Annotated in this window: 17 protein-coding genes and 1 tRNA gene; 7 read left to right on the top strand and 11 right to left on the bottom strand. The window is 67.5% G+C overall.

The annotated features are described in order from the left end of the window. Positions 1 to 27 precede the first annotated feature (27 nt). Together EDC29_RS05035 and EDC29_RS05030 are read right to left on the bottom strand one after the other, a co-directional pair. On the bottom strand, positions 28 to 909 hold the full coding sequence (locus tag EDC29_RS05035) for a PEP-CTERM sorting domain-containing protein (protein WP_123140893.1): 882 nt from the start codon (positions 907 to 909) through the stop codon (positions 28 to 30). A gap of 292 nt (positions 910 to 1,201) precedes the next feature. Further along, positions 1,202 to 2,080 (bottom strand): LysR family transcriptional regulator, encoded by an 879-nt coding sequence (locus EDC29_RS05030; RefSeq protein WP_123142761.1) that lies wholly within the window; start codon positions 2,078 to 2,080, stop codon positions 1,202 to 1,204. A gap of 95 nt (positions 2,081 to 2,175) precedes the next feature. On the opposite strand from EDC29_RS05030, the gene EDC29_RS05025 reads away from it, so the two are divergent. Next, positions 2,176 to 3,444, top strand: a complete 1,269-nt coding sequence (locus EDC29_RS05025; RefSeq protein WP_123140891.1) for an MFS transporter — start codon at positions 2,176 to 2,178, stop codon at positions 3,442 to 3,444. 126 nt (positions 3,445 to 3,570) lie between these two features. Then, positions 3,571 to 3,876 carry a sll1863 family stress response protein gene (locus EDC29_RS05020; protein WP_062276368.1) on the top strand — a complete coding sequence of 102 codons (306 nt, stop codon included), beginning with the start codon at positions 3,571 to 3,573 and terminating at the stop codon, positions 3,874 to 3,876. Positions 3,877 to 4,073: 197 nt separating this feature from the next. Here the strand turns inward: EDC29_RS05020 and EDC29_RS05015 are convergent, their stop codons facing one another. Next, positions 4,074 to 4,274 carry a YgaP family membrane protein gene (locus EDC29_RS05015; protein ID WP_062276366.1) on the bottom strand — a complete coding sequence of 67 codons (201 nt, stop codon included), beginning with the start codon at positions 4,272 to 4,274 and terminating at the stop codon, positions 4,074 to 4,076. A 700-nt stretch (positions 4,275 to 4,974) separates the two neighbouring features. Between EDC29_RS05015 and polA the strand changes: the two genes are divergently transcribed. Beyond that, positions 4,975 to 7,689, top strand: a complete 2,715-nt coding sequence (gene polA, locus EDC29_RS05010) for a DNA polymerase I (protein ID WP_132228833.1) — start codon at positions 4,975 to 4,977, stop codon at positions 7,687 to 7,689. Positions 7,690 to 8,083: 394 nt separating this feature from the next. Then, a complete protein-coding gene (locus EDC29_RS05005) occupies positions 8,084 to 8,440 on the top strand; it encodes a PilZ domain-containing protein (RefSeq protein WP_123140889.1) in 357 nt (118 codons plus the stop codon). An 83-nt stretch (positions 8,441 to 8,523) separates the two neighbouring features. Here the strand turns inward: EDC29_RS05005 and EDC29_RS05000 are convergent, their stop codons facing one another. The 4 genes from EDC29_RS05000 to EDC29_RS04980 all read right to left on the bottom strand — a co-directional run bounded on the left by EDC29_RS05000 (position 8,524) and on the right by EDC29_RS04980 (position 12,652). Beyond that, positions 8,524 to 9,906 carry a TRAP transporter large permease gene (locus tag EDC29_RS05000; RefSeq protein ID WP_200189257.1) on the bottom strand — a complete coding sequence of 461 codons (1,383 nt, stop codon included), beginning with the start codon at positions 9,904 to 9,906 and terminating at the stop codon, positions 8,524 to 8,526. Then, complete coding sequence (locus tag EDC29_RS04995; RefSeq protein WP_123140887.1) at positions 9,899 to 10,471, bottom strand: TRAP transporter small permease subunit; 573 nt, start codon at positions 10,469 to 10,471, stop codon at positions 9,899 to 9,901. Before EDC29_RS04995 ends, EDC29_RS05000 begins: the two co-directional genes overlap by 8 nt. Positions 10,472 to 10,649: 178 nt before the next feature. Further along, entirely contained in the window at positions 10,650 to 10,991 is a 342-nt protein-coding gene (locus EDC29_RS04990) for a DUF2782 domain-containing protein (RefSeq protein ID WP_123140886.1), read from the bottom strand. A gap of 302 nt (positions 10,992 to 11,293) precedes the next feature. Then, positions 11,294 to 12,652 carry a hemolysin family protein gene (locus EDC29_RS04980; RefSeq protein ID WP_123140885.1) on the bottom strand — a complete coding sequence of 453 codons (1,359 nt, stop codon included), beginning with the start codon at positions 12,650 to 12,652 and terminating at the stop codon, positions 11,294 to 11,296. A gap of 349 nt (positions 12,653 to 13,001) precedes the next feature. On the opposite strand from EDC29_RS04980, the gene EDC29_RS04975 reads away from it, so the two are divergent. Together EDC29_RS04975 and EDC29_RS04970 are read left to right on the top strand one after the other, a co-directional pair. Next, positions 13,002 to 15,005: a UvrD-helicase domain-containing protein gene (locus tag EDC29_RS04975; protein WP_123140884.1), complete on the top strand. Its 2,004-nt coding sequence runs from the start codon at positions 13,002 to 13,004 to the stop codon at positions 15,003 to 15,005. A gap of 318 nt (positions 15,006 to 15,323) precedes the next feature. Further along, positions 15,324 to 15,400 (top strand) — tRNA-Arg (locus EDC29_RS04970). A 12-nt stretch (positions 15,401 to 15,412) separates the two neighbouring features. On the opposite strand, the gene EDC29_RS04965 is transcribed toward EDC29_RS04970, so the two are convergent. Genes EDC29_RS04965 through EDC29_RS04950 form a run of 4 tightly spaced genes read right to left on the bottom strand, consistent with a single transcriptional unit; the run spans position 15,413 to position 22,497 of the window. Then, positions 15,413 to 17,569 carry a putative bifunctional diguanylate cyclase/phosphodiesterase gene (locus tag EDC29_RS04965; RefSeq protein ID WP_132228829.1) on the bottom strand — a complete coding sequence of 719 codons (2,157 nt, stop codon included), beginning with the start codon at positions 17,567 to 17,569 and terminating at the stop codon, positions 15,413 to 15,415. Between the two features lie 12 nt (positions 17,570 to 17,581). Further along, entirely contained in the window at positions 17,582 to 19,957 is a 2,376-nt protein-coding gene (locus EDC29_RS04960) for an ATP-binding protein (protein ID WP_123140882.1), read from the bottom strand. Position 19,958: 1 nt separating this feature from the next. Beyond that, positions 19,959 to 20,471, bottom strand: a complete 513-nt coding sequence (locus EDC29_RS04955; RefSeq protein ID WP_123140881.1) for a YfiR family protein — start codon at positions 20,469 to 20,471, stop codon at positions 19,959 to 19,961. Between the two features lie 28 nt (positions 20,472 to 20,499). Next, positions 20,500 to 22,497, bottom strand: a complete 1,998-nt coding sequence (locus tag EDC29_RS04950; RefSeq protein ID WP_243695630.1) for a TOL_0244 family TonB-dependent receptor — start codon at positions 22,495 to 22,497, stop codon at positions 20,500 to 20,502. Positions 22,498 to 22,677: 180 nt separating this feature from the next. Between EDC29_RS04950 and EDC29_RS04945 the strand changes: the two genes are divergently transcribed. Continuing rightward, positions 22,678 to 23,598 carry an alpha/beta fold hydrolase gene (locus EDC29_RS04945; RefSeq protein ID WP_132228825.1) on the top strand — a complete coding sequence of 307 codons (921 nt, stop codon included), beginning with the start codon at positions 22,678 to 22,680 and terminating at the stop codon, positions 23,596 to 23,598. The last annotated feature ends 21 nt before the right edge of the window (positions 23,599 to 23,619 follow it).

The raw sequence follows: 23,619 nt of genomic DNA, 5'->3' as shown, positions 1-23,619 counted from the left end.
CGTCAGCCGTTCAGCCCGAGCACGACCTCAGGCCGCGTCGTGACGCCGCCGCACCCGCGCCAGACCGATCAGGCCGGCGCCGAGCAACGCCAGCGCGCCAGGCTCGGGGATGCTGATGGTGTCACCCAACAGCTCGGCGGTCGAGACGCGGGCGAAGAAGACATCTGCTCCTCCCGCCAGATCGACCATGAACTGCGAGCTTGCGGTGTAGGAGAAGTCGAACGGCGTGCCACCCAGGGTCACGAGAGGGTCGGTATCGAAATAGTCACGGGCCATACCGCCGGTGACGTGCATCGCGGAGCCGGCGTTACTGAACAGCATGCCCGCGGCGAAGAGCTGACCGGTGAAGGAGATCGACTCGAAGGTACCTTCGAGGAACAGGGCACCATCGGTGGCCTCGTACATCTCGTTCGGGTCGGCCTCGAAGTCGTTGTTGGCGTTGAAGTTCCGACTGTGATCGACCCAGATCTTGAAATACGACTGGCTCCAGTCGACCGTATAGGTGGCGGGATCGAGGAAGTCGCCGCCACCGGGCGTGTTCTCGACGAACTCGATGCCGCCGAACTCATAGGTCAGCTCACAGCCCGGGCAGAAGTCCGCCGGATTCGTCTCGGGGTTCGGTTGACCGGTCTGGTCGTTGGCGTCGTTGAAGTTGTTGATCTTGCCGCCGCCATAGAGATAGTTGCCGAACATCATCGTGGTGGCGTTGGTGGCGTTGATGCCCACCAGGCTGCCCATGTCGTAGCCCGAGTTGGTGCTCTGGAACCACTGGGTGAAGTTACTATCCATCTTCATGTCGAGCGGCGAATCCGGGTTCCACAACACCCCGCCGACATTGATGACATCAGCGCCGGCAAGCGGCGACACCATGATCGCCGCACCGAGCAGCGCGCTTTTCCGAGTCAACATGATCCATCTCCCTGTATCGCTTCAAGAAGGGGCTGCTCCACCCCGCTGACAGAAAAGCGAAAAGCAGGCCAGACCCGACAAGCCATTGAAGACAAAAGGAAAGGGAAGAGATTGCTGGACCCAATAACGAGCAAGACACTTTTTGTGTAAAAAAGGTCGACGTTTTTACCGGCAACGCCCAGCCACCGGACCAAAAACCTCACCGCGACAGGACCCGCCGGCGCGACAGACCCGAAACCCGCGACCAACATCGTCAAGAATTCCGTCACCTCGTCTCGACCTTATCGCCACGTCACGCGGTCTGCTCTCGCACGAAGTCGAGAAAAGCGCGATCGGCACGCGAGAGATAGCCCCCACTCTGCCATGCCAGCGAGAAGTCGAGATGAACCGGGGTCGCGAATGGAATCGCCACCAGCCCGGGGTCGCGAGTCTGCTCGCTGACCATGCGCAGCACGCAGGTGATGCCGAAGCCCTGGCGGACGATGGTCTCGGCGAGCGGGATGAGATTGGTCTCGAAGGCGATGCGCGGCTCGACCTCGAGCGCGGCGGCATGACGGTCGATGAACTCGCGCAGGAAGTAGCCGCTACGCGCAACCACCAGATCGTGTTCGAACAGGATCGCGAAGTCGATGCATTCGGCCTCCGCCAGGGGATGCGAGCGACCGACGTGTACCACCACCTCCTCGCGCAGGAAGGGATGGGTCTCGAGACCGTCGAGCTCGGCGTCGCTGGTCACCACGCCGAGATCCAGCACCCCGGCGCGGATCATGCTCAGCAGACTCCGGGTGCCCGCCTCCTGCACCGACAGCCGCAACCCGGGATGACGGTGTTTGAAGGCCATCAACAGCGGCGGGAAGAAGTAGGAGCCGAGGATGCTCGGCAACCCGATCCGCACCTCGCCCTTGAGCAGTCCGCGCAACTCGCGCATCTGCAGCTCGGCGGCCTCGGCGCGCTCGAGCAGGGCCCGGGCGTGCCCGGCCAGCACCTCGCCCTCGCTGGTCGGCGTGACCCGACGCGTCCCGCGATGCAACAGCTCCAGGTCGAGCGCGCGCTCGAGCTTGCGGATGGCGATGCTCAGCGCCGGCTGGGCGATGCCGAGACGGGCGGCGGCGGCGGTGAAACCACCGGCATCGACCACGGCAAGGAAGTAACGCAGCTGCTTCAAATCCATATCGATTTCGAATCGAAAAAATATCTTAAATTTATTTTATTTATAGAGCATGGCGTTCATACAATGAACCCATGCCCCACCCATCCAGGATTCCAATGAGCCCACCGATCACCGCACGCACCCCGGCCTTCTGGCGCGCGACCCTGGCACTCTGTCTCGGCTCGATCGCCATCTTCGCCAACCTCTATGCCCCGCAACCGCTGCTACCGCTGCTGCGTGGTGATCTCGGCATCTCGGAGTTGCAGGCGAGCCTGACCCTTTCGGTCACGACCTTCACCCTGGGCTTGTCGCTGCTGCTCTTCGGGCCGCTCTCCGACGCCATCGGTCGGCGCGCGATCATGTTCACCACCCTGGCGCTGGCCACCGCCTGCGCGCTCGCGCTCGCCTTCGCCCCGGACTTCGGCACCCTGCTCGCCCTGCGCGCACTGCAGGGCTTCTTCCTCGGCGGCGTGCCGGCGCTGGCGCTGGCCTATCTCGGTGACGAGTTCGACCACGAGGCGCTGTTGTTGGCCGTCGGCATCTATATCGGTGGCAACTCGATCGGCGGTATCGCCGGACGCCTGCTCAGCGGCGCGAGCGCCGCCGAATGGGGCTGGCAGGCGAGCTTCCTCAGCGCCGGGCTGCTCAGCCTCGCGGTGCTGATCGCCTTCATCATCCTGCTGCCGCCCTCGCGCCGCTTCCAGCCCAAGCCGCCGCGGCCGCGCGCCATGGTCGCCGACCTCGCGCTGCACCTGCGTAACCCGAGCATCCTCGGCGCCTATCTCATCGGCGGGCTCAACTTCATGGTGTTCATCAACCTCTACAGCTATGTCACCTTCCTGTTGAGCGCCCCGCCCTATCACCTCTCGCCGATGTGGCTGGGGATGCTGTTCCTCACCTATCTCTCCGGCACCGTCGCCGCCAGCTTCTCCGGCCGATTGGCGCGCGGGCGCTCGCAACCGCTGGCGATGGCCGCCGGCACCCTGCTGCTGCTCGGCGGCACCCTGCTGACCCTGGTGCCGCACCTGGCGGCGATCATCGGCGGCCTGCTGGTCAACGCCGTCGGCTTCTTCTTCGCTCACTCCCAGGCCGCAAGCTGGGTCAGCCACAAGGCCACCCGGGCACGCGCCAGCGCCTCTTCGCTGTATCTGGTGTTCTACTACACCGGGGCGAGCCTCGGCGGCTTCTATCTCGGTCCCTACTGGCACTGGGCGGACTGGCCCGGGGTGGTGCTGGGCGCGGTGCTGATCCTGATCATCACCCTGGGGCTCGCGCTCTGGCTGCATGCCCGCGAGCACGGCCATGAGCATGCCTGTCCCTGGTGGCAGCGGCTCGCCGGCGCCTGTCGCGAGCCGGCCCTGCCTGCCGAGACCAGCGGACGCTGACCCCGCGCGCCCCGAAGGATGTGCTCGATGCCTTGCACTGCCGCCCCAGCCGACCCAATGTCGGACTGGGACGGCGCGGGAATGAACCCGCGACCGGGTTTGCAGACAGCGACAGGAGGGAAGCAGATGCCGACCAAAGACGACTATCTCAGCCGCCTCAAACAGCAACTCGACGAGTGGAAGGACGACCTCGAACAGCTGCAGGAAAAGGCCGCGCAGAGCTCGGGGGAGGCGCGCGAGCGCGTGCAGCAGCAGATCGACGAACTGCGCGAGAAGTGGGAGGCCGGACACGAGAAGCGCGAACAGATTCGCGAGGAGGCCGACGAGCGCTGGGAGGAGATCCGCGAGGACGCGGAGGAGAAGTGGGACGAACTCAAGCGCGGCGCCCGCGACACGCTCTCGCGCATCCGTGCGCACTTCGACGACAAATGAAGGTGGGGCTTGAGCCCCAAGGGTCAGCCGAGTACATCGCCGTCGCACATCGATGACGCCGTAATCGGCGACTCCGGGCGTCGCTCCTTGGAGCGACGCCCGGGTCCGGCCAGCAGGCCGGGTCTTCCGGACGGGCATCCGCCCGTCCGCCGAGTCCGGACGCGACAGGGCGAATCCGGGCCCGGGGCGAGAGCGCCTTACTCCTCGCCTTCCTTGCAGGTGTTGATGTGGAAGGGCACGTAGGCCAGGCAGGTGCCGAGGAAGCCGGTCGCGAGCACCACCAGACCGATGGCACTGGGAATCCAGCTGCCGCTGGCGATACCGCCGAGCACCAGCACGCCGCCGGCGGCGAGGCGGAAATTACGATCGGTCTTGCCAACGTTCTTGGGCAAATTCATGAGTCAACTCCTGTATTGCAAGCTTGGACGAGCCGAATGCGGGGCAGCGCATGACCAGGATTCCGGCTCGCTTTCCCCCGCGACATGGGCCACAGACCCGAGGTCTGCGACCCTGGTGGTCATCCCTGCACCACCATAGCATTGACTGCGCGGCCATTATAGACCCACACCTACTAGGTATACCCATCGATCCGAGCGATCGGACCGATAGCGACCAGCGACCAGCGATCAGCCGCCAGCGGCCAGTGATGCGCCCTGGCGGCTAACCAATCGCTCGCCCCCCCCTTCGCGTCCTTGGTGCCTTGGCTGGTTCGAAGCAGCTTCCAGCGATCAGCTGATAGCCACCAGCCCCGATGTTGGGTTAACCGTCGACGAACGCCGCAGATTCGTCGATGGCATGGTGGACGGACGGTTAACCCAACCTACGAGACTGAGGGCGGCCGCCAGGGGATTGAACCGCAAAGACCCAAAGGACACGAAGAAAGCGACCAGCCTTCAGCAAACAGCCTCCAGTGTCGGTATGCGGTTAACCGCGACGCGACGAGACAACCCTGCCCCCTCACTGGAGGCTGGCGGCTGGAAGCCTTTCCTCATCTTCGCGCTCTTCGTGTCTTGGCGGTTCAATCTCCCGGCGGTCCGAAGCGCGAGCTATGCTACCGTCTTCGCCCCGATCCACCCTGACTCGCGAGAGATCCCATCCATGGCAGCACCCTACCCCCTGATCCTGGTCGACGGTTCGAGCTATCTGTTCCGCGCCTATCACGCCATGCCGAAGCTGACCAACTCGCGGGGGGAACCGACCGGGGCGCTGATCGGCGTGCTCAACATGCTGCGCAAGCTCATCGAGACCTACCGACCGGACTATCTCGCGGTGGTGTTCGACGCCAGCGGCAAGACCTTCCGCAACGACCTCTATGCCGACTACAAGGCCCATCGCCCGCCGATGCCCGAGGATCTGCGCGAACAGATCGCACCGCTGCACACCATCATCGAGACCATGGGGTTGCCGCTGCTGTGCGTGCCCGGGGTGGAGGCCGACGACGTCATCGGCACCCTTGCCACCCAGGCCGCCGAGTCCGGCATCCGCACCCTGATCTCGACCGGCGACAAGGACATGGCGCAGCTCGTCGACGACCAGGTGCACCTGATCAACACCATGACCGACGCCCTGCTCGACGCCGCCGGGGTAGAGGAGAAGTACGGCGTGCCGCCGGCGCGCATCGTCGACTACCTGAGCCTGATGGGCGACAGCGTCGACAACGTGCCCGGGGTGCCCAAGTGTGGACCCAAGACCGCGGTCAAGTGGCTCGCCGCCCACGGCGACCTCGACGGGGTGATCGCCAATGCCGCCGCCATCAAGGGCAAGGTCGGCGACAACCTGCGCGCCGCGCTCGACCAGCTGCCGCTGTCACGCCAGCTCACCACCATCAAGTGCGACGTCGCGCTGCCGCTCGGTCCCACCGAACTGGTGCCGGGGACGCCCGATCGCGAGCGGCTGCGCGAGTGGTTCGAGCGCATCGAGTCGCGCAAGCTGCTCGCCGATCTCGACCGCCTCGACCCGACAGCCCCGGCGCCGACCGCGCCGGAGGCCCCACAGGGCGCGGCGGCGGACTACCAGGTGGTGCTCGATCGCGACGGGTTCCTCGACTGGGTCGAGCGGCTGCGCGCCGCGCCGCTGTTCGCCTTCGACACCGAGACCACCGCGCTCGATTACATGCGCGCCGAGATCGTCGGCGTCTCCTTCGCCACCGAGCCCGGCGCCGCGGCCTATGTCCCGCTCGCCCACACCTGCCCCGGCACCCCGGAGCAGCTCGACCGCGACTGGGTGCTCGGCGAACTCAAGCCCCTGCTCGAGGACCCCGAACGCGCCAAGGTCGGACAGAACCTCAAGTACGACATGAGCGTGCTGGCGCGTCACGGCATCACCCTGCGCGGCATCGCCCACGACACCATGCTCGAGAGCTATGTGCTCGACAGCACCGCCGGGCGACACGACATGGACTCGCTGGCCAAGCGCTATCTCGACTGTGACACCATCGCCTTCGAGGACATCGCCGGCAAGGGCGTCAAGCAGCTCACCTTCGACCAGATCCCACTCGAACAGGCCGGCCCCTATGCCGCCGAGGACGCCGAGGTGACGCTGCGCCTGCACCGACACCTGTGGCCCCGGCTGGAGAGCGAGGCTGGACTGGCGGCCCTCTATCGCGACCTGGAGATCCCGCTGGTGCCGATCCTCTCGCGCATGGAGCGCCACGGCGTGCGCATCGACTGCGAGCAGCTCGCCGCGCACAGCCAGGACCTCGCCGCGCGCATCCAGGCGCTCGAGACCCAGGCCCACGAGGTCGCCGGGCGGCCCTTCAACATGGGCTCGCCGAAGCAGATCGGCGCCATCCTGTTCGACGAGCTGGGGCTGCCGGTGGTGGCCAAGACCCCCAAGGGCGCCCCTTCGACCTCGGAGTCGGTGCTCGAACAGCTCGCCGCCGAGGGCCACGAGCTGCCGCGGCTGATCCTCGAACACCGCGGTCTGGCCAAGCTGCGCTCGACCTACACCGACAAGCTGCCGCAGTTGGTCGACCCCGACAGCGGGCGGTTGCACACCTCCTATCATCAGGCGGTCGCGGCCACCGGTCGGCTGTCCTCGAGCGACCCCAACCTGCAGAACATCCCGATCCGCACCGAGGAGGGACGGCGCATCCGCCGCGCCTTCGTCGCCGAGCCCGGCAACCTGCTGATCGCCGCCGACTACTCGCAGATCGAGCTGCGCATCATGGCCCATCTCTCCGGCGACGAGCGTCTGCTCGCCGCCTTCGCCAGCGGCCAGGACATCCATCGCGCCACCGCCGCCGAGATCCTCGGCATCGCCCCCGAGGCGGTCGACGCCGAGCAGCGCCGCTCGGCCAAGGCGGTCAACTTCGGGCTGATCTACGGCATGTCGGCCTTCGGCCTGGCGCGCCAGCTCGGCATCGGCCGCGCCGCCGCCCAGGACTATGTCGATCGCTATTTCGAGCGCTACCCCGGGGTGCATGCCTTCATGGAGCGCATCCGCGCCCAGGCGCACGAGGACGGTCATGTCGAGACCCTGTTCGGTCGCCGCCTGCACCTCCCCGAGATCGCCAGCCGCAATCAGAACCGCCGCGCCGCGGCCGAGCGCACCGCCATCAACGCACCGATGCAGGGCAGCGCCGCCGACATCATCAAGCGCGCGATGATCACCCTCGACGACTGGATCGAGCGCGAACGACCGCCGGCACGGATGATCATGCAGGTCCACGACGAGCTGGTGTTCGAGGTCGCCGCCGACGCGGTCGAGGCGGTCGGGGCACGGATCCGCGTCGCCATGGAGCAGGCCGCGGAGCTGCACGTGCCCCTGGTGGTCGACATCGGCGTGGGCGAGAACTGGCAGGCCGCGCACTGAGACGCACCCTCGGGGAACTCCGACTAAAATAGTCGGTCACAACCGACGTGTGCGATACAGGCCGCTTCTCCCCCCCTGGGAGCGGCCCAGTGCCCGGCAGCCCTCGCCGGGGAAGCGACTCCCCCGCAGCCCTCTCCCCCTGGGCCGTCGGGGGTTTTTTTTGGGCTCCGCCAGCGGCCAGGAGATTGTGAGCCGCGAACACGAAAGAGCATCTTTGTCCGTCAACCGCCGGTCATGTGCGCCGGCCCGCCCGACTGGAGGCTGAAAGCTGGAAGCTGGAAGCTGGCGACTGGCAGCTGAGAGCTGAAACCGGCGCCCGACCTCACCGGTCACGGCACCGTCAAGATCGCTGACTAAGATGGCCTGACCATCAACCCTATGGAGTCGCTCAGCGATGTCCGTCGAACGCCGCTACTGCGCGCGCCTGCCGATCGATCTGCAGGTCCAGATCCTCTACCGCAAGCGCCGCTTCTGCAGCGCCACCGCGCGCAACCTGTCCAGCCAGGGCATGTTCCTGGATGTCCGCAACGTCACCCTGCCCACCGGCACCCTGATCGAGCTGGAGTTCCAGGCGCTCGGTCGTCACTGGCTGATACCGGCGATCGTGGTCCATCACCATGGCGGCGGGGTCGGGGTGATGTTCCGCGACGAACACAACGCCCTCTACCAGGATCTGCCGCGTCGCCCCGCCGCCAAGTTCCCCGCCCAGGCGTCCGCCGCCACCGCTCGACTGCACGTCAGCAGTTACTGAGCCCCTTCACCACCCCTCCCTGCTCCGACCCCACCCTGTTCAGCCCTCGCGGGGCTGAATGGTCAGGGTGCCCGGGATCGGCCTCAGCCGTAGATCAGCGCCGGCAGCCAGGTCGCCAGCGCCGGCCACAACGCCAGCATCGCCAGCATCGCCAGCTGGATCAGGATGTAGGGCAGCACCCCGCGATAGATCTGCGCCGTGCCCACGCCGGGCGGCGCCACGCCGCGCAGATAGAACAGCGAGAAGCCGAACGGCGGGGTGAGGAAGGAGGTCTGCAGATTGAGCGCGATCATCACCCCCAGCCACACCGGGTCGAGCCCCATCGCCAGCAGCACCGGACCGACGATCGGCACCACCACGAAGGTGATCTCGATGAAGTCGAGAATGAAGCCGAGCAGGAACATCACCAGCATCACCACCGCCACGGCGCCGACCACGCCGCCGGGCAGCCCGGTGAGAAACTCGGTGACCAGATCGTCGCCGTGGAAACCGCGGAACACCAGTGAGAAGATCGCCGCGCCGATGAAAATCAGGAACACCATGCTGGTGACCGTCGCGGTCTGGCGCACCACCTCGCGCAGGATTGCCACCGACAGCTGACGGCGCGCCGCGGCGAGCCCGATGGCGCCAACGGCGCCGACCGAGGCGGCCTCGGTCGGCGTCGCCAGGCCACCAAGGATCGAGCCGAGCACCGCCACCACCAGCAGCAACGGCGGCAGCAAGACGGAGACCACGCGCCGGGCCAATTCGCCACGATCGGCGGGACGCTCGTCGGCGGGGATCGCCGGCACCGCCTGCGGACGCATGACCGCCAGCCCCACCTGATAGAGCAGGTAGAACCCGACCAGCAGCAGCCCCGGCACCAGCGCGCCGACGAACAGATCGCCCACCGAGACGGTGTCGGGCGACCACACCCCCATCTCCAGCTGCGCCTGCTGATAGGCCGAGGAGAGCACGTCGCCGAGCAGCACCAGCACGATCGAGGGCGGGATGATCTGCCCCAGGGTGCCGGAGGCGCAGATGGTGCCGGCGGCCACCGCCGGGTCGTAGTTGCGCCTCAGCATCACCGGCAGCGACAGCAGCCCCATGGTGACCACGGTCGCCCCGACGATGCCGGTGCTCGCCGCCAGCAGCATGCCGACCAGGGTCACCGAGATCCCCAGACCACCGCGCACCGAGCCGAATAGCATTGCCATGGTATCGAGCAGGTTCTCGGCGATGCGCGAGCGTTCGAGCATCACCCCCATGAACACGAACAGCGGCACCGCGATCAGGGTCTCGTTGGTGATCACCCCGTAGAGCCGGTTGGGCAGCGCTTCGAGGAAGCTCGGGTCGAACCAGCCGAGCGCCTCGCCGGCGAGCGCAAAGGCGAGCGCGGTGCCGCCGAGCGACAGCGCCACCGGATAGCCGAGCAGCAGCACCGCCACCACCCCGATGAACAGAAACAACGGCATCAGCTCAGACACGGGCGCTCTCCCCCTCGCTGGCGGGCAGTGCCGAGTCGACACCGGCGAGATAGAGCGCGTTGCGCAGCGCATAGCTCAACCCCTGGGCCAGCAGCAACGCCGGCATCACCAGGATCAGTGTCTTGAGCAGATAGACCCCGGGCAGTCCGCCGGCCTCGCGCGAGGCCTCGCGCACCCGCCACGACTCGGCCACGTAGTCCCAGCCGAGCCAGAGGATGAAGCCGCACACCGGCAGCAACAGCAGCAGGGTGCCGCCGAGGTCGATCCAGGCGCGGGTGCGCCGCGACCAGCGCTGGTAGAGGATATCGACCCGCACATGACCGTTGGCGCCGAAGGTGTAGGCGATGGCGAGCATGAACATCAGCCCGTGGAGATAGGTCACCGACTCCTGGAGCGCGATCCAGCCGAGATCGAAGACATAGCGCAGCACCACCACGGTGAAGGTGACCAGCACCATCGCCAGCGCCAGCCAGGCGACCAGTTCGCCGATGCGCCGGATCGTGCGCTCGACCCGATCGGCGAGGGCGAGCAGACGCGCCGCACGGGTTGCAGAGTGATTGTTCATCTGTCGGTTTTTCGGTTTCGGAGACACGAGCCCGTCGCGCGCTCGCGTCCATGCGTTACAGGACGATCGAACCCCCCGGGGTCAGGACGACACCAGGGGCGGGGATGAGACGAAGACGAAGCGAGGCGTCCGGTCAGCACGGAGCCCCGGCCACATCCAGGGGCCGGGGCTCAGCCGCTCAATCCCAGCGGAACAGTACCCACTGGGGGACGGCGAGGTTGTCGGGCGAGCTGTCCTGCGCGTCCATCACCCCGTCACCATCGGTATCGAACAGATAGTAGGGCGGTCCCACCTGGGGCTGGACCTTGACCATGTACAGGGCGCCGCGCACCCGGTACTCGTAGACCACGGCATCGCCGTCCTCGCGGATGGTGATGTCGGGTTCGACGGCCTCGCCGGTGACCGGCGAGGGGACGACGGTCGGCACCTCCAGGAAACCACCACCGGACGCATCCGGCTCCTGGGCATGGAGCGTCCCGGCCATCACGGCCAGGACGATGATCGCGAGCAACCTCTTCACGTCGTCACCCTTCTCCTCGGCGTATACGAAGCCCCAATGGTATTACGAAACGCCCACCGCGTGCGCGATCGGCGGCTAACCAGCAGCCGTCAGCCTCCAGCCGTCAGCCTCCAGCGGGTGGCCCACTCAACGGTCGCGGCAGAGACCCGCCCCGCTGGTCACTGCCAGCTGGCCGCCGGTGGCTGGCGGCTGACCGCTGGTCGCTGACGACTGACGACTGACGACTGACGACTGGTCGCTGGCAGCTGGCGACTGACCGCTGGTCGCTGGTCGCTGGTCGCTGGTCGCTGCCCACTGTTGGCTCAATCCGTCTTCGTGTCATCGCCGCCCGTCTCCCCGTTCACCGGAGCGGCCTCATCGGGCGAGGTCTCGGACGCGGCCGGGCAGGCGCTGGCCAGCACCTTGTCGATGCGCTTGCCGTCGAGGTCGACGACCTCCAGGCGCCAGTCCTCCCAGTGGGCGACGTCACCGGTCGCCGGCAGGCGACCGAGCAGCCACATCATCATCCCCGAGAGGGTGTGATAGCGCCCGCGCTCCTCCTCGGGCACGGTGCGCAACCCCAGACGATCCTTGAGCTCGACCACCGGGATCAGACCATCGAGCAGCCAGGAGCCGTCCTCGCGCTCCACCGCCCAGGCATCGTCCTCGTCACCGAGCGCATGGAACTCCCCGGCGACCGACTCGAGCAGATCATGCAGGGTCACCATGCCCTGCACCTCGCCGTATTCGTCGACCACGAAGGCGAGATGAGTACCGCAGTCGCGGAACTGACCGAGCAGCTCCATGGCATTGAGAGACTCGGGGACGTAGAGCGGCTCCTGCAGGTCGCGGGTGAGGTCGATCGCGCCTCCTGCAAGCTGCTGGACGAACAGCTGTCTGGCGCCGATCACCCCGAGCACGTCACCGAAGCCGCCACGACAGACCGGGAAACGCGAGTGCCCGGCCTGTGCCACGCGCGCCAGGTTCTCATCGAGCGGGCGCTCCAGATCGAGCCACACCAGCTCCGAGCGCGGGGTCATCAGCGAGCTGATCGGCCGATCGTCGAGGCGGAAGACGTTGCGCACCATCTCGTGCTCGACCTTCTCGATGATGCCCGCCTGCGAGCCCTCCTCGAGCAGCGCCTGGATCTCGTCCTCGGTCACCGTCGGCGAGACCAACTCGCGCTGGCCGAGCAGACGCAGGGTCAGCGCGGTCGAGCGCGAGAGCATGAACACGAACGGACGCGAGGCGCTGGCCAACAGGTTCATCGGTCGCGCCACCAGTCGCGCGATGCCCTCGGGGTCGAGCTGACCGATGCGCTTGGGCACCAGCTCGCCGATCACGATCGAGACATAGGTGATCACCATCACCACCAGCACGGTGGCGCCGACCTCGCTGCTCGCCTGCTCGACCCCGAGCGTCTGCAGCCAGACGGCGAGCGGCTCGGCCAGCGCCGCCTCGCCGACGATGCCGTTGAGGATACCGATCGAGGTGATGCCGATCTGAATGGTCGAGAGGAAACGGGTCGGATCCTCACCGATCTCGATGGCGACCTGGGCGGCGCGGTCGCCATCCCCGGCGAGGCGCGCGAGGCGCGCGCGCCGCGCCGTCACCAGCGCGATCTCGGACATGGCGAAGACGCCGTTGAGCAGGATCAGGGCGGTCAGCAGTAACAGTTCCATGAGGCCTCGGGCAGACGGGATGAGGGCATCCGGTCCGCGCCGATCGCGGTCGACCTGGATGCATGACACGGACGGATCGGGGAGGTCAGGCCGGGACGCGCAACGAGCCGCCGGGCGCGGCGCCGACGCCGGCACCCGGTGGCGAGCGCGGCGCTCGGATGGTGACGCATCGGCGGGCGCCGGATACGGCGGACGATGATCATGGCACGAGGACTCGCCCCGCTCGGCTCCTGACGCGGTGATGACGCGCCCAATCATCGCCCAAGCCCCTTCGCTTGTCACCCGCGCCCCATCGCGCCGGGGCCCTGGGGCATAATGATGCGTTGACCAACCCGGCACGCCCCACCCCATGAGCGGACTCAACCCCCGACAGCGTCAGGCCGTGCGCTATACCGACGGCCCCCTGCTGGTGCTCGCCGGCGCCGGCTCCGGCAAGACCCGGGTGATCACCCGCAAGATCGCCCATCTGATCGACCACGGCGGCCTCAAGCCGCGCCACATCCGCGCCGTCACCTTCACCAACAAGGCCGCGCGCGAGATGCGCGCGCGCATCGGCCAGCAGCTCCAGGGCACCGACACCCGCGGCCTGGCGATCTCGACCTTCCACACCCTCGGACTCGAGATCCTGCGTCGCGATCCCGAGCCGGCCGGGCTGCGCCCCGGCTTCTCGCTGCTCGACGCCCAGGACGTCGAATCGGTGCTCAAGGAGCACCTGCGCCAATCGCGCGCGCCCGACAGCATTGCCCCGGGCGCGCTGCAGCAGCGCATCTCGCGGTGGAAGAACGACACCATCGGCCCGGCCGAGGCACTGAGCCGCGCCGAGGACGCCTTCGAGGCCGAGCTCGCCGGACTCTACGCCGACTACGAGCGCAGCCTGCGCGCCTACAACGCGGTCGACTTCGACGACCTGATCCTCGCCCCGGCGCGGCTGCTCACCGAGTGCCAGCCGGTGCGCGAGGCCTGGCGCGCGCGCATCCGCTATCTGCTGGTCGACGAGTACCAGGACACCAACGGCGCCCAGTACGAGCTGGTGCGGCTGCTCGCCGGCCCCGAGGGCGCCTTCACCGTGGTCGGCGACGACGACCAGTCGATCTATGCCTGGCGCGGCGCCCGCCCGGAGAACCTGGCGCGGCTGCGCGAGGACTACCCGCGGCTCGAGATCATCATGCTCGAGCAGAACTACCGCTCCAGCGCCCGTATCCTCGGGCTCGCCAACACCCTCATCGCCAACAATCCGCATGTGTTCGAGAAGCGGCTGTGGAGCGAACTCGGTCCCGGCGAGCCGGCGCGCGTACTGCGCTGTCGCGACGAGCGCGACGAGGCCGAGCGGGTCACCGCCGAGATCCTCCATCTCCACCACGCCGAGCGCGTCGCCTTCGGCGACATCGCCATCCTCTATCGCGGCAATCATCAGGCGCGGCTGTTCGAGCAGGCGCTCAGGGTCCACGACATCCCCTACTTCCTCAGCGGCGGCACCTCCTTCTTCGCCCGCACCGAGGTCAAGGACGTGATGGCCTATCTGCGCCTGCTCGCCAACCCCGAGGACGACGCCGCGCTGCTGCGCGTGGTCAACACCCCGCGCCGCGAGATCGGCCCGAGCACCCTGGAGCGCCTCGCCGCCCACGCCCGCGCCGAGGGCACCAGCCTGTTCGCCGCTTGCGCCGACCCGGCCCTGGCCGAACACCTCAACCCGCGCCAGCGCGACCGGCTCGGCGCCTTCACCGCGCTGATCCGCGAGCAGGCGCGCGCCGCCGCCGGCGACCCGCCGACGGCGCTGCGCACCCTGGTCGAGCGTATCGACTATCCCACCTGGTTGCGCGAGAACGCCTCCAGCCAGCAGGTCGCCGAGCGCCGCTACGAGAACGTCGAGGACCTGCTGAAATGGCTCGGTACCCTGCACCGCGACACCGAACGCAGACGCGGACTGGGCGACCTGGTCGCCCACCTCGCCCTGCTCGACGTGCTCGAACGCCAGGACGAGGAGGAAGGCGGCGACCGGGTCTCACTGATGACCCTGCACGCGGCCAAGGGGCTGGAGTTCCCTCACGTCTTCCTGGTCGGCATGGAGGAGGAGCTGCTGCCGCACCGCACCAGCATCGAGGAGGACACCATCGAGGAGGAGCGCCGTCTGGCCTATGTCGGCATCACCCGCGCCCAGCGCGGCCTCACCTTCACCCTGGCGCGCCGCCGCCGGCGCTACGGCGAGTGGGTGCGCAGCGAACCCAGCCGCTTCCTCGCCGAACTGCCCGAGGACGACCTGATCTGGGAGGGCGGCCCCAAGGCCGACCCCGAACGCAGCAAGGCGCGCGGCCGCAGCCATCTCGACATGCTCAAGGAGATGCTCGGGTCCTAGCGCGCCCCAGCCGCCAGCCGCCAGCCGTCAGTGGGTGCGGGCAGCGGGCGGTGGTATGGGACCGTCAGGGTTGCGTGGGCGACGGGCGGTGGCTGGTCGTGAACCGCAAAGCCGCGAAGCACGCAAAGTGAATGATGTGTGATGTCGGCGTGAGGCCACAGACGGCGCGGGTCCACACCGCCGTCGGGTGATCGCGCCCGCTGGCGGCTGGCGGCTGATAGCTGGTGACTGGTCGCCGGCGGCGCCCTTTGACGAACGCGGGCAGATTCGTCATAATCGCTCTCTCGATAGAGCCTCTGCGTCTATCGTGTCTCCCACGCGCTCGTAGCTCAGTTGGATAGAGTACAGCCCTCCGAAGGCTGGGGTCGCAGGTTCGAATCCTGCCGGGCGCGCCAACTCCCTCTCCCCTACTCCAGCTCCTCGCTTGCCGTTGCGGCCATGATGCGGATCGCCTGGCAGATCTCGGGGATCGTCGCCGGCGCAACCGGACGACTGAACAGGAACCCCTGCACCTCGTCGCAATGATGCGCGCGCAGCAGTTCGAGCTGCGAGTGACGCTCCACCCCTTCCGCAGTCACCTTCAGCCCCATGGTCTCGGCCATCGCCATCACCGCCTGAGCAATGGCGGCATTGTCACGGTCACGCTCGATATCGACCAGGAAGGACTTGTCGATCTTCAGCCGGCCGATCGGGAAGCGGCGCAGATAGCTCAGGCTCGAATAGCCGGTACCGAAGTCGTCGACGGCCAACTGCACCCCGATGGTCTTGAGCGCGCGCAGGGTGGTCACCGTCTCCCGGGGCTGATTCATCAGCACCGTCTCGGTCAACTCAAGCTCCAGCGAGGTCGGATCGAGTCCACTCTCGCGCAGCACCTGGGCGACACGCTCGGAAAAGCCGGGACGCGCGAACTGGTTGGCCGAGACATTGACCGCCACCCGCGGGATGAACACCCCCTGGGCACGCCAGCGCGCCAGCTGTAGACAGGCCTGGCGCAGCACCCAGTCACCGATCTGCAGGATCAGTCCGCTCTCCTCGGCCACCGGGATGAAGAACTGTGGCGAGACCGCGCCCAGCTCCGGATGCGTCCAACGCAACAATGCCTCGACCCCACTGATCTCACCACGGTGCAGATCCACCTGCGGTTGGTAGTGCAGGGCGAACTCGTCCTTGGCGAGCGCCTGATGCAAGGCGTTCTCGATCCGCATCCGCTGGCGCATGTCATCGTTCATGCTGACGTCGAACAGCCGATAGGTGTTCTTGCCGGAGCGCTTGGCCTGATACATCGCCAGGTCGCCGTTGCGCAGCAGGTCGGTCGCGTTCTGCGCATCCTGCGGAAACAGGGTGATGCCGATGCTCGGGGTCACCACCACGGTGGTGTCGTCGAGTTCGAGCGGCTCGCTCAGATCGCGCTGCAGCTGACGCACCACCCGGATCGCACCACGCACCCCGCCGACATCGGGCAACAGCAGCGCAAACTCGTCGCCACCGAGGCGCGCCAGACACTGCTGCGCATCGGGATCGGCCTCGCAGGTCTTCGACCAGCTGACGCTCAGGCTCGCAGACAGGCGCTCGGCGACGGTCTTGAGCAGCAGGTCGCCGAGATGGTGCCCCAGGGTATCGTTGATCTGCTTGAAGTTGTCGAGATCGAGGAACACCAGCGCACAGGCATGGCGGCGTCGGTGCATCACCGTCAGCACCTGCTCGAGACGCTGCTGGAACAGCACCCGGTTGGGCAGTCCGGTGAGGGTGTCGAAGAAGGCGAGCCGATGGATGCTGGCCTGAGCCTCCTGCAGCGCGGTGATGTCCTGGACCGCGCCATAGCAGCAGACGCCGCCAGGCGCCACGGAATGCGAGGGCTCGACGAACTGACGCAGATGGCGCACCTCGCCCCCGCTGGTCAGCACCCGGTGGTGCAGCTCGGCATCGCGATCGCACCGTTCGAGATGCGCGAACCAGTCGATCACCGCATCGCGCTCATCGAGCGGCACCCGCTCGACCAGGGCCTCGAGGCCACAGACATCCCTCGCGAGCGTGCAATCGAGGATCTCGAGCGCCTGTGCCGACCAGCGTATCCGTCCCTCACCGGGGAGCCACTCCCAGTCACCGATCCGCGCCATCCGTTGCGCGGCGGCGAGACGCCGCTCGCTGAGCAACAGCGCCTCGGTGGCCTCACCGGCACGCACCATGTAGCGAATGCGGTGCACCATCACCGAAGCGATGATCGGCTTGACCGCAAAATCGGTCGCCCCGGCTCGATAGGCCTGCTCGATCGAGCCCTCGTCGTCGAGACCGGTCATCATCAGGATGGGCAGATAGTCCCCCCCGGGAAGCGCACGCAGCCGCGTACAGGTCTCGAAGCCGTCGAGGCCCGGCATCATCACATCGAGCAACACGATCTCGGGCAGCCCCTCGGCGGCCACCCAGGCGAGCGCCTGCGCGCCACCATCGACCTCCACAACCTCCATGCCGCACTGTTCCAGGGCCTCGGCGAGCAGATAGCGCGAGGTGACGTCATCGTCGACGAGCAGCACGCGGATCGGAGAGACGGCGAGATGTGGACGCATCGGAAGATATCCTCAGGAGTCGCGCTGCAGCCGCTCGAGCGCGGCGACGAGTTCTCGGAACTGGGCCTCGGCTGCGGCGAGGGTACCGCCTGCCTCATCCAATGCGCCAGCGCGGGCGAGCCGTTCGAGGACGCGACAGGTCGCGGCGAAGCCGTGAGCGCCGAGGTTGGCGCTACTCGACTTGAGGGTATGCGCGGCAAGCTGGACCAGCTCGGCGGCGTCACTCTCCAGCCCCTGGCGCAGCTCCGACATCAATTTCGGGGCGCTGTCGAGATACAGGCCGATCACCTTGGTGAGCGGATCGGGCCGACCGTCACGACGCAATGCCCGGATCGAGTCGAGTACCGCCGGATCGAGCAGTGGCGGCGCCCCACCTCCACCCCCACCCCCGCCTCCCGCCTCCGGCGACCTGGCGACGACCCAGGGAGCAATGCGCGCGGCAAGTTGGCGTTGGGAGAAGGGCTTGCTCAGATAACCGTTCATGCCGGCCTCGTCGCAACGCTGCTCGATCCCCTTCTGCACGTTGGCGGTGAGCGCAATGATCGGGACCGATGAAGCAGGCCGCTGCTCGCCTTCGAGTCGACGGATCGCTGCGGTGGCGCTGAACCCATCCATCACCGGCATGTGGCAGTCCATCAGCACCAGGTCGAACGCATCGTGGGCAAACGCCTTGACCGCCTCCTCTCCGTTATCGGCGATGATGACCTCGAGCCCGAGGTCCTCGAGCATCAGCGTCGCCATCTCCTGGTTGACCGGATTGTCCTCGACGAGCAGAACCCGGCCGCGCAGGGTCGAGTTCGGGTCGGGCTCGGGCTCGTGCTCGACCCGGCCGGTCTCCAGTATACCGGGAGGGACTCGACCGCAGGCCTCGTCGAACCGCGCCTCGAGGGTAAAGGCGGCGCCCCGCCCCGGAGCGCTGTCGACCCGGATATCGCCCTCCATCATCCGCGCCAGCTGGCGACAGATCGCCAGCCCCAGCCCGGTGCCGCCGTAGTCGCGGGTGATCGAGCCGTCGCCCTGGGCGAAGGCCTCGAAGATGTCCTCCTGCTGCGTCGGATCGATGCCGGGACCGGTGTCGCTGACGGTCACCACCAGGATCAGTCCACCATGCGCCCGCTGCCGGGTCAGCGCGCGTACCCGGACCTCGCCGGCGGCGGTGAACTTGACCGCATTGCCGATCAGGTTCATCAGGATCTGACGCAACCGCGCACCATCACCGTTGACCCGCACCGGCAGGTCCTCGGGCAGCTCGGTCTCGAGCCGCAGCCCCTGGATGCTCGCCGACTCGGCGAACAGCTGCACCGTGCCCTCGATCAGTGCCCGCAGCTCGAAGTCGTAACGCTCCAGGCTCAGCCGCCCGGCCTCGATCTTGGAGAAGTCGAGGATGTCGTTGATGATCTCGAGCAACGCCTCGCCCGAGCGCTGGATGGTCTCGGCGAAGCGGATCTGACGGGCATTCAAACCGCTCTTGCGCAGCAGCTCGGCCATGCCGAGCACGGCGTTCATCGGGGTCCGGATCTCGTGGCTCATGGTGGCGAGGAAGTCGCTCTTGGCCCGGCTCGCCGCCTCGGCACGATCGCGCGCTTCGGCCAGCGCGGCCACGGTATGCTCGAGTTCGCGGGTACGCGCATGCACCTGACGCTCGAGATCCTCCCGATAGCTCTCGAGCCTGAGATCGCGCTGCTGGATCTGGTCGAGCATGTCGTTGAAGCCGTGGACCAGCGAACCGAGTTCGTCGCCACGCGACTCGCTCACCCGCACGCCGTAGTCACGCGCGCTCGAGACCCGCTCCATCGCCCGGGTCAGCGAGAGGATCGGCGCCGAGACCAGTCGTTGCAGCCAGTGCGCCAGCAGCAGCGCGGCGACCACCGCCGCGATCAGGGTGAGCGCGCTGATCGCCAGCGAGCGGTTGAGCGCCGCACGTACCCGCGCGGGGGTGTCGAGCAGATGGACATGGCCGATGACCTCGTCGTCGATGACGATGGCGCGCACCACGTGCAGATGATCGGGCTCGATGCCGATCCCCGGGTGTCCCTTGCCGCCGGGGCCGTACTCGTCCGGCGGCAAGGGCTCGGCACTCGGCGGGTAGCGCGCGAACAGCCCGCCGTCGAGGTCGTAGACATAGGCCCCGAGCAGCTGCGGGCGATCGGCGAGCGCGGCCAGGGTCCGGGCCGCGGCCTCGGGATCATCGAAGGTCAGTGCCGCGGCGACGTTGTAGGCGAGCATGTCGCCCAGGGCATTGAGCTCGTCGATGGCGCTGCGCTGCAGCACCTGGCGCTGGTTGAGTCCGTGACTCGCCCCGGAGAGCAGCAACACCGCAAGCGCCACCACCAGCATCAGCAGCATCAGCTTGTAGCGGATCGAGAGCCGTTCCAGCCACTGTCTCATCTCAGTCCCTCACCACGTCGACGGCCAGTTTCAGCAGCTGTGAACTGATCCCGAGTCCTGCGGCCCGCGCACTGGCGGCATTGATCTCGAAGCGCAGCCTGCGCTCGACGCGCACGAAGCGCACCATGCCGCCGGCGGCGACGAACTCGGGGATCTCGCTCACCGTGAGCACCGGCCGTCCGGCAAGCGATCTCAGCACTGCGGCAAGAAAGGGACGCTCGGAGTCGGCGACATAGACGATGTGGCAACTCTCGAGCGACTCGCCACGCGAGCGGCGCACCACCGTCATCGACCGTCCCTGGACCTGCTTCCCGTTCAGCGCCTCCAGCGCCTGAGCCGACTCACTGCGTCCATAGACGCACAGATGCAGGGACTCGGCGCGGGGTGGCCAATGGATGAACTTGGAGAAGTTGTAGAGATAGGCGGCCATCAACTCGCCTTCCTCGACGCCGGCGCACACCGCAGAGCCATAGAGCAGCATCGAGACCATCAGTGCCCCGCAACGACGCCGCATGCGCCGAACCGCGCGCCGAGAGGAGCGCTCAGAACTCGAGACGAACCGAGGCATAGACGCCGCGCTGGACCTCCAGCGGCAAGGCTGCGAAGGCCTCCGGGTAGCCTTCCGGATGCGCGGGACTCAGCAGATTCTGTCCCACCAGGGCAAGCTCCAAGCCCGCGCGCGGGCGCCAGGCCAAGCGGACATCCAGCTCCCAGTAGGCGGGGATGCGGCTGTCGCTGAACCGACCGATGTCGAACGGCGGGTAACTCGAATCGACATAGCGCAGCCACAGATCGAGGTCGACATCCTCGCGCGGGTTCATCAACGAGCGCAGCGAGAACTGCTGGCGCGGATCGGCACGCGCCAGGGTCTCGTTGCTGCGATCGAGACTGGACTCCGGCACCTCGAGTTCGACCTCGAGATAGCCATAGGCCAGCGCCAGCCGCCACCACTCGCGCAACTGCCACTCGGCGGCGAGCTCGACGCCATAACCAGACCCGCTGGCCTGGTTGTCGAAGGGCAGGCTGAAGTAGAGCGCATCGCCATCGGCACCGGTCTGCAACACGGCGTCGCCCGAGGAGCGCAGGTCGTCGTAGTCGTTGTAGAACAGCGTGAGGTCCAGGTTCAACCGCGACGATGGGGCCAGCCGCCAACCCAGTTCATAGGCGATCAGCGACTCGGAGACGAAGTCGTCGTCGCCGGCGGTGGCGAACACCAGCGACTGCGGCCAGGATCCCGGCAACCCGGACTCGATCACCCGGGCCCAGACCTCGGCGCTGCGCTCGGCGCGCGACGGCGTGCGCACCGCACGCGAGACCGAACCCCACACCGAGGAGCGATCCGTGGCGTGCCACAGCAGCCGGATGTTGGGTTGCAGCTCGAACCCGGTGTAGTCGTTGTGCTCGAACTTGCTTCCCAGGGTCAGGTGCAAGCGCCCGGGCACCAGATCGATCTCGTCCTGGAGGAAACCGTTCCAGAGTTCGCGTGATTCGGCGTCCGGGTCGAGATCGACCAGCACGCCGCCACTGAAGTCGTCGGCGACATGCCGATAACCGAGCCCCCAGACCAGGTCATGACGCGCGCCCAGCATCACCCGGTGCTGGAACTCGACATCGAGGATGTCGTGGCGCTGCGAGACATAGTACTCGTCGCGCTCGACATGGTCGTAGTAGAGCTGCAGCGACACCTGCGAGCTGACCGACAGCGCCCGCTCCCAGCGTGCCAGGAAATTCGCGCCGCTGGCCTGCAGGCGATCGTCGACCGCGACATAGCGCTCCGGCAGCACCTCGGGGGCGGGGACGTTGAGCTGCTGGCGCAGGTTGCTGCGATAGAGATCGCCCTGAACGGTGAGACGATTGCCGTCGGCGAACCGCGAATCGACCCGAAAGCCGCCCTGACCACTGTCCCAGTCGTCACGACCACCGTCACCATCGAGGGTGATCAGCGCGTCATGGTCCTGATACTTGGCATAGAGCCGGGCGAAGGTATCGGGCGCGACCTCGGCGCCATAACGCAGCGCCGCCATCGCCCGCTGCTCGGAGCCGGCGCCGAGGCTCGCCAGCCCGCCCAAGGTATTCTCGGCCGAACGGGTGATGATATTGATCACGCCGTTGACCGCATTGGCCCCCCACAGGGTCGCGCCCGGACCGCGGATCACCTCGATGCGCTCGATATCCTCGAGCAGCGGATTCTGCTGCTCCCAGTAGACACCGGAGAAGCTCGGCGTGTAGAGGGTGCGACCGTCGATCAACACCAGCAGCTTGTTGGCGAAGCGACCGTTGAAGCCGCGCGCAGAGACCGCCCATTTGTTGGCGTCGAGTCGGCTGACCTGCAGCCCCGGGACCATCCGCAACAGCTCGGGCAGCGCCGTCGCGCCGCTGCGCCGGATGTCCTCGGCACCGATCACGAACACCGCGGCGGCGGCATCGGCGAGCGCCTGCGACTTCTTGCCGACCGAGGTCACCTCGACATCGAGCAGCTCTTCCAGGCTGAGTGCGGTCAGGTCCTCGCCGTGCACCGGCATCACCAGCAAGGATGTCACTAGGGGCAGCATCCATCCTGCCACCATCCGCATCGCCATAGACTGCCTCCACCGTGTTCTGACGACCCCGCTATCATCGCCCCCTCTGCCAAGAGGTCGACATCGAGCAGCACTATAAACGTCCGGGCGTCGCATCGGGTAGGATCCGGCCATCGCCAACATCACCCCGAGAGGCAACCCATGAGCAACGCAGCCCAATCCTCCACCGCAGCGGATGTCCAGCACGTCGCGCAACGCGCAACACTGGGCGACGCACTCGACGCCCAGCGCGGCACCTTGCAGGCTGCCGGCGGCAGGCTCGCCTACTACGCCGACACCACCGCAACGGGACGCCCGCTGGTACTGATCCACAGCATCAACGCCGCGCCCAGCAGCTACGAACTCCGTCCACTGTTCGAGCACTATCGTGGCAAGCGTCCGGTCTACAGCCTGGAACTGCCCGGTTTCGGCCACTCGGAGCGCTCGGCGCGCAGCTATACCCCCGAGCTGTTCGCCACCGCGATCCATGAGTTCCTCGAACAGGTCGTCGGCGCCCCCGCCGACCTGCTGGCGCTGTCGCTGAGCAGCGAGTTCGCCGCCCGCGCCGCGCTCACCGCGCCGGCGCGCGTCGCCTCGCTCACGCTGATCTCGCCGACCGGTTTCAGCGAGCGCGAACTGCCCAGCGAGCGCACCGGGCAGATCCTGCGCCGGGTGCTCACCCTGCCGCTGCTCGGGCGCGCGCTCTATGCCCTGGTCGCCTCGCGACCGAGCATCCGTCACTATCTCGGGCGCTCCTTCACCGCCACCCCGCCGCAGGCGCTGATCGACTACGCCCACGCCACCTCGCACCAACCCGGCGCCCATCACGCACCGCTCCACTTCCTCTCCACCCTGCTGTTTACCCGCAAGGCGCGCGAACGTCTCTACGGCCGGCTCACCGACCTGCCGGTGCTGGTGATCGCCGACCGCGATCCCTACATCGACTTCGCCGCCCTGCCCGGCTTCATCGCCAACCACCCCAACTGGCGCAGCGAGCCCCTGGCCCCGCACCTCGGCCTGCCGCACTGGGAGCGTCCCGAGGCGACCATCGCCGCGCTCGACACCTTCTGGGCGAGCGCCTGAGACACGGGGAGGGCCAGCGGC

Origin of the sequence: Marichromatium gracile (genome assembly GCF_004343155.1) — a bacterium.
GTDB lineage: Bacteria > Pseudomonadota > Gammaproteobacteria > Chromatiales > Chromatiaceae > Marichromatium > Marichromatium gracile.
Note: the sequence above shows the minus strand (reverse complement) of the source record. Positions and strands in the feature narration are given on the sequence as shown.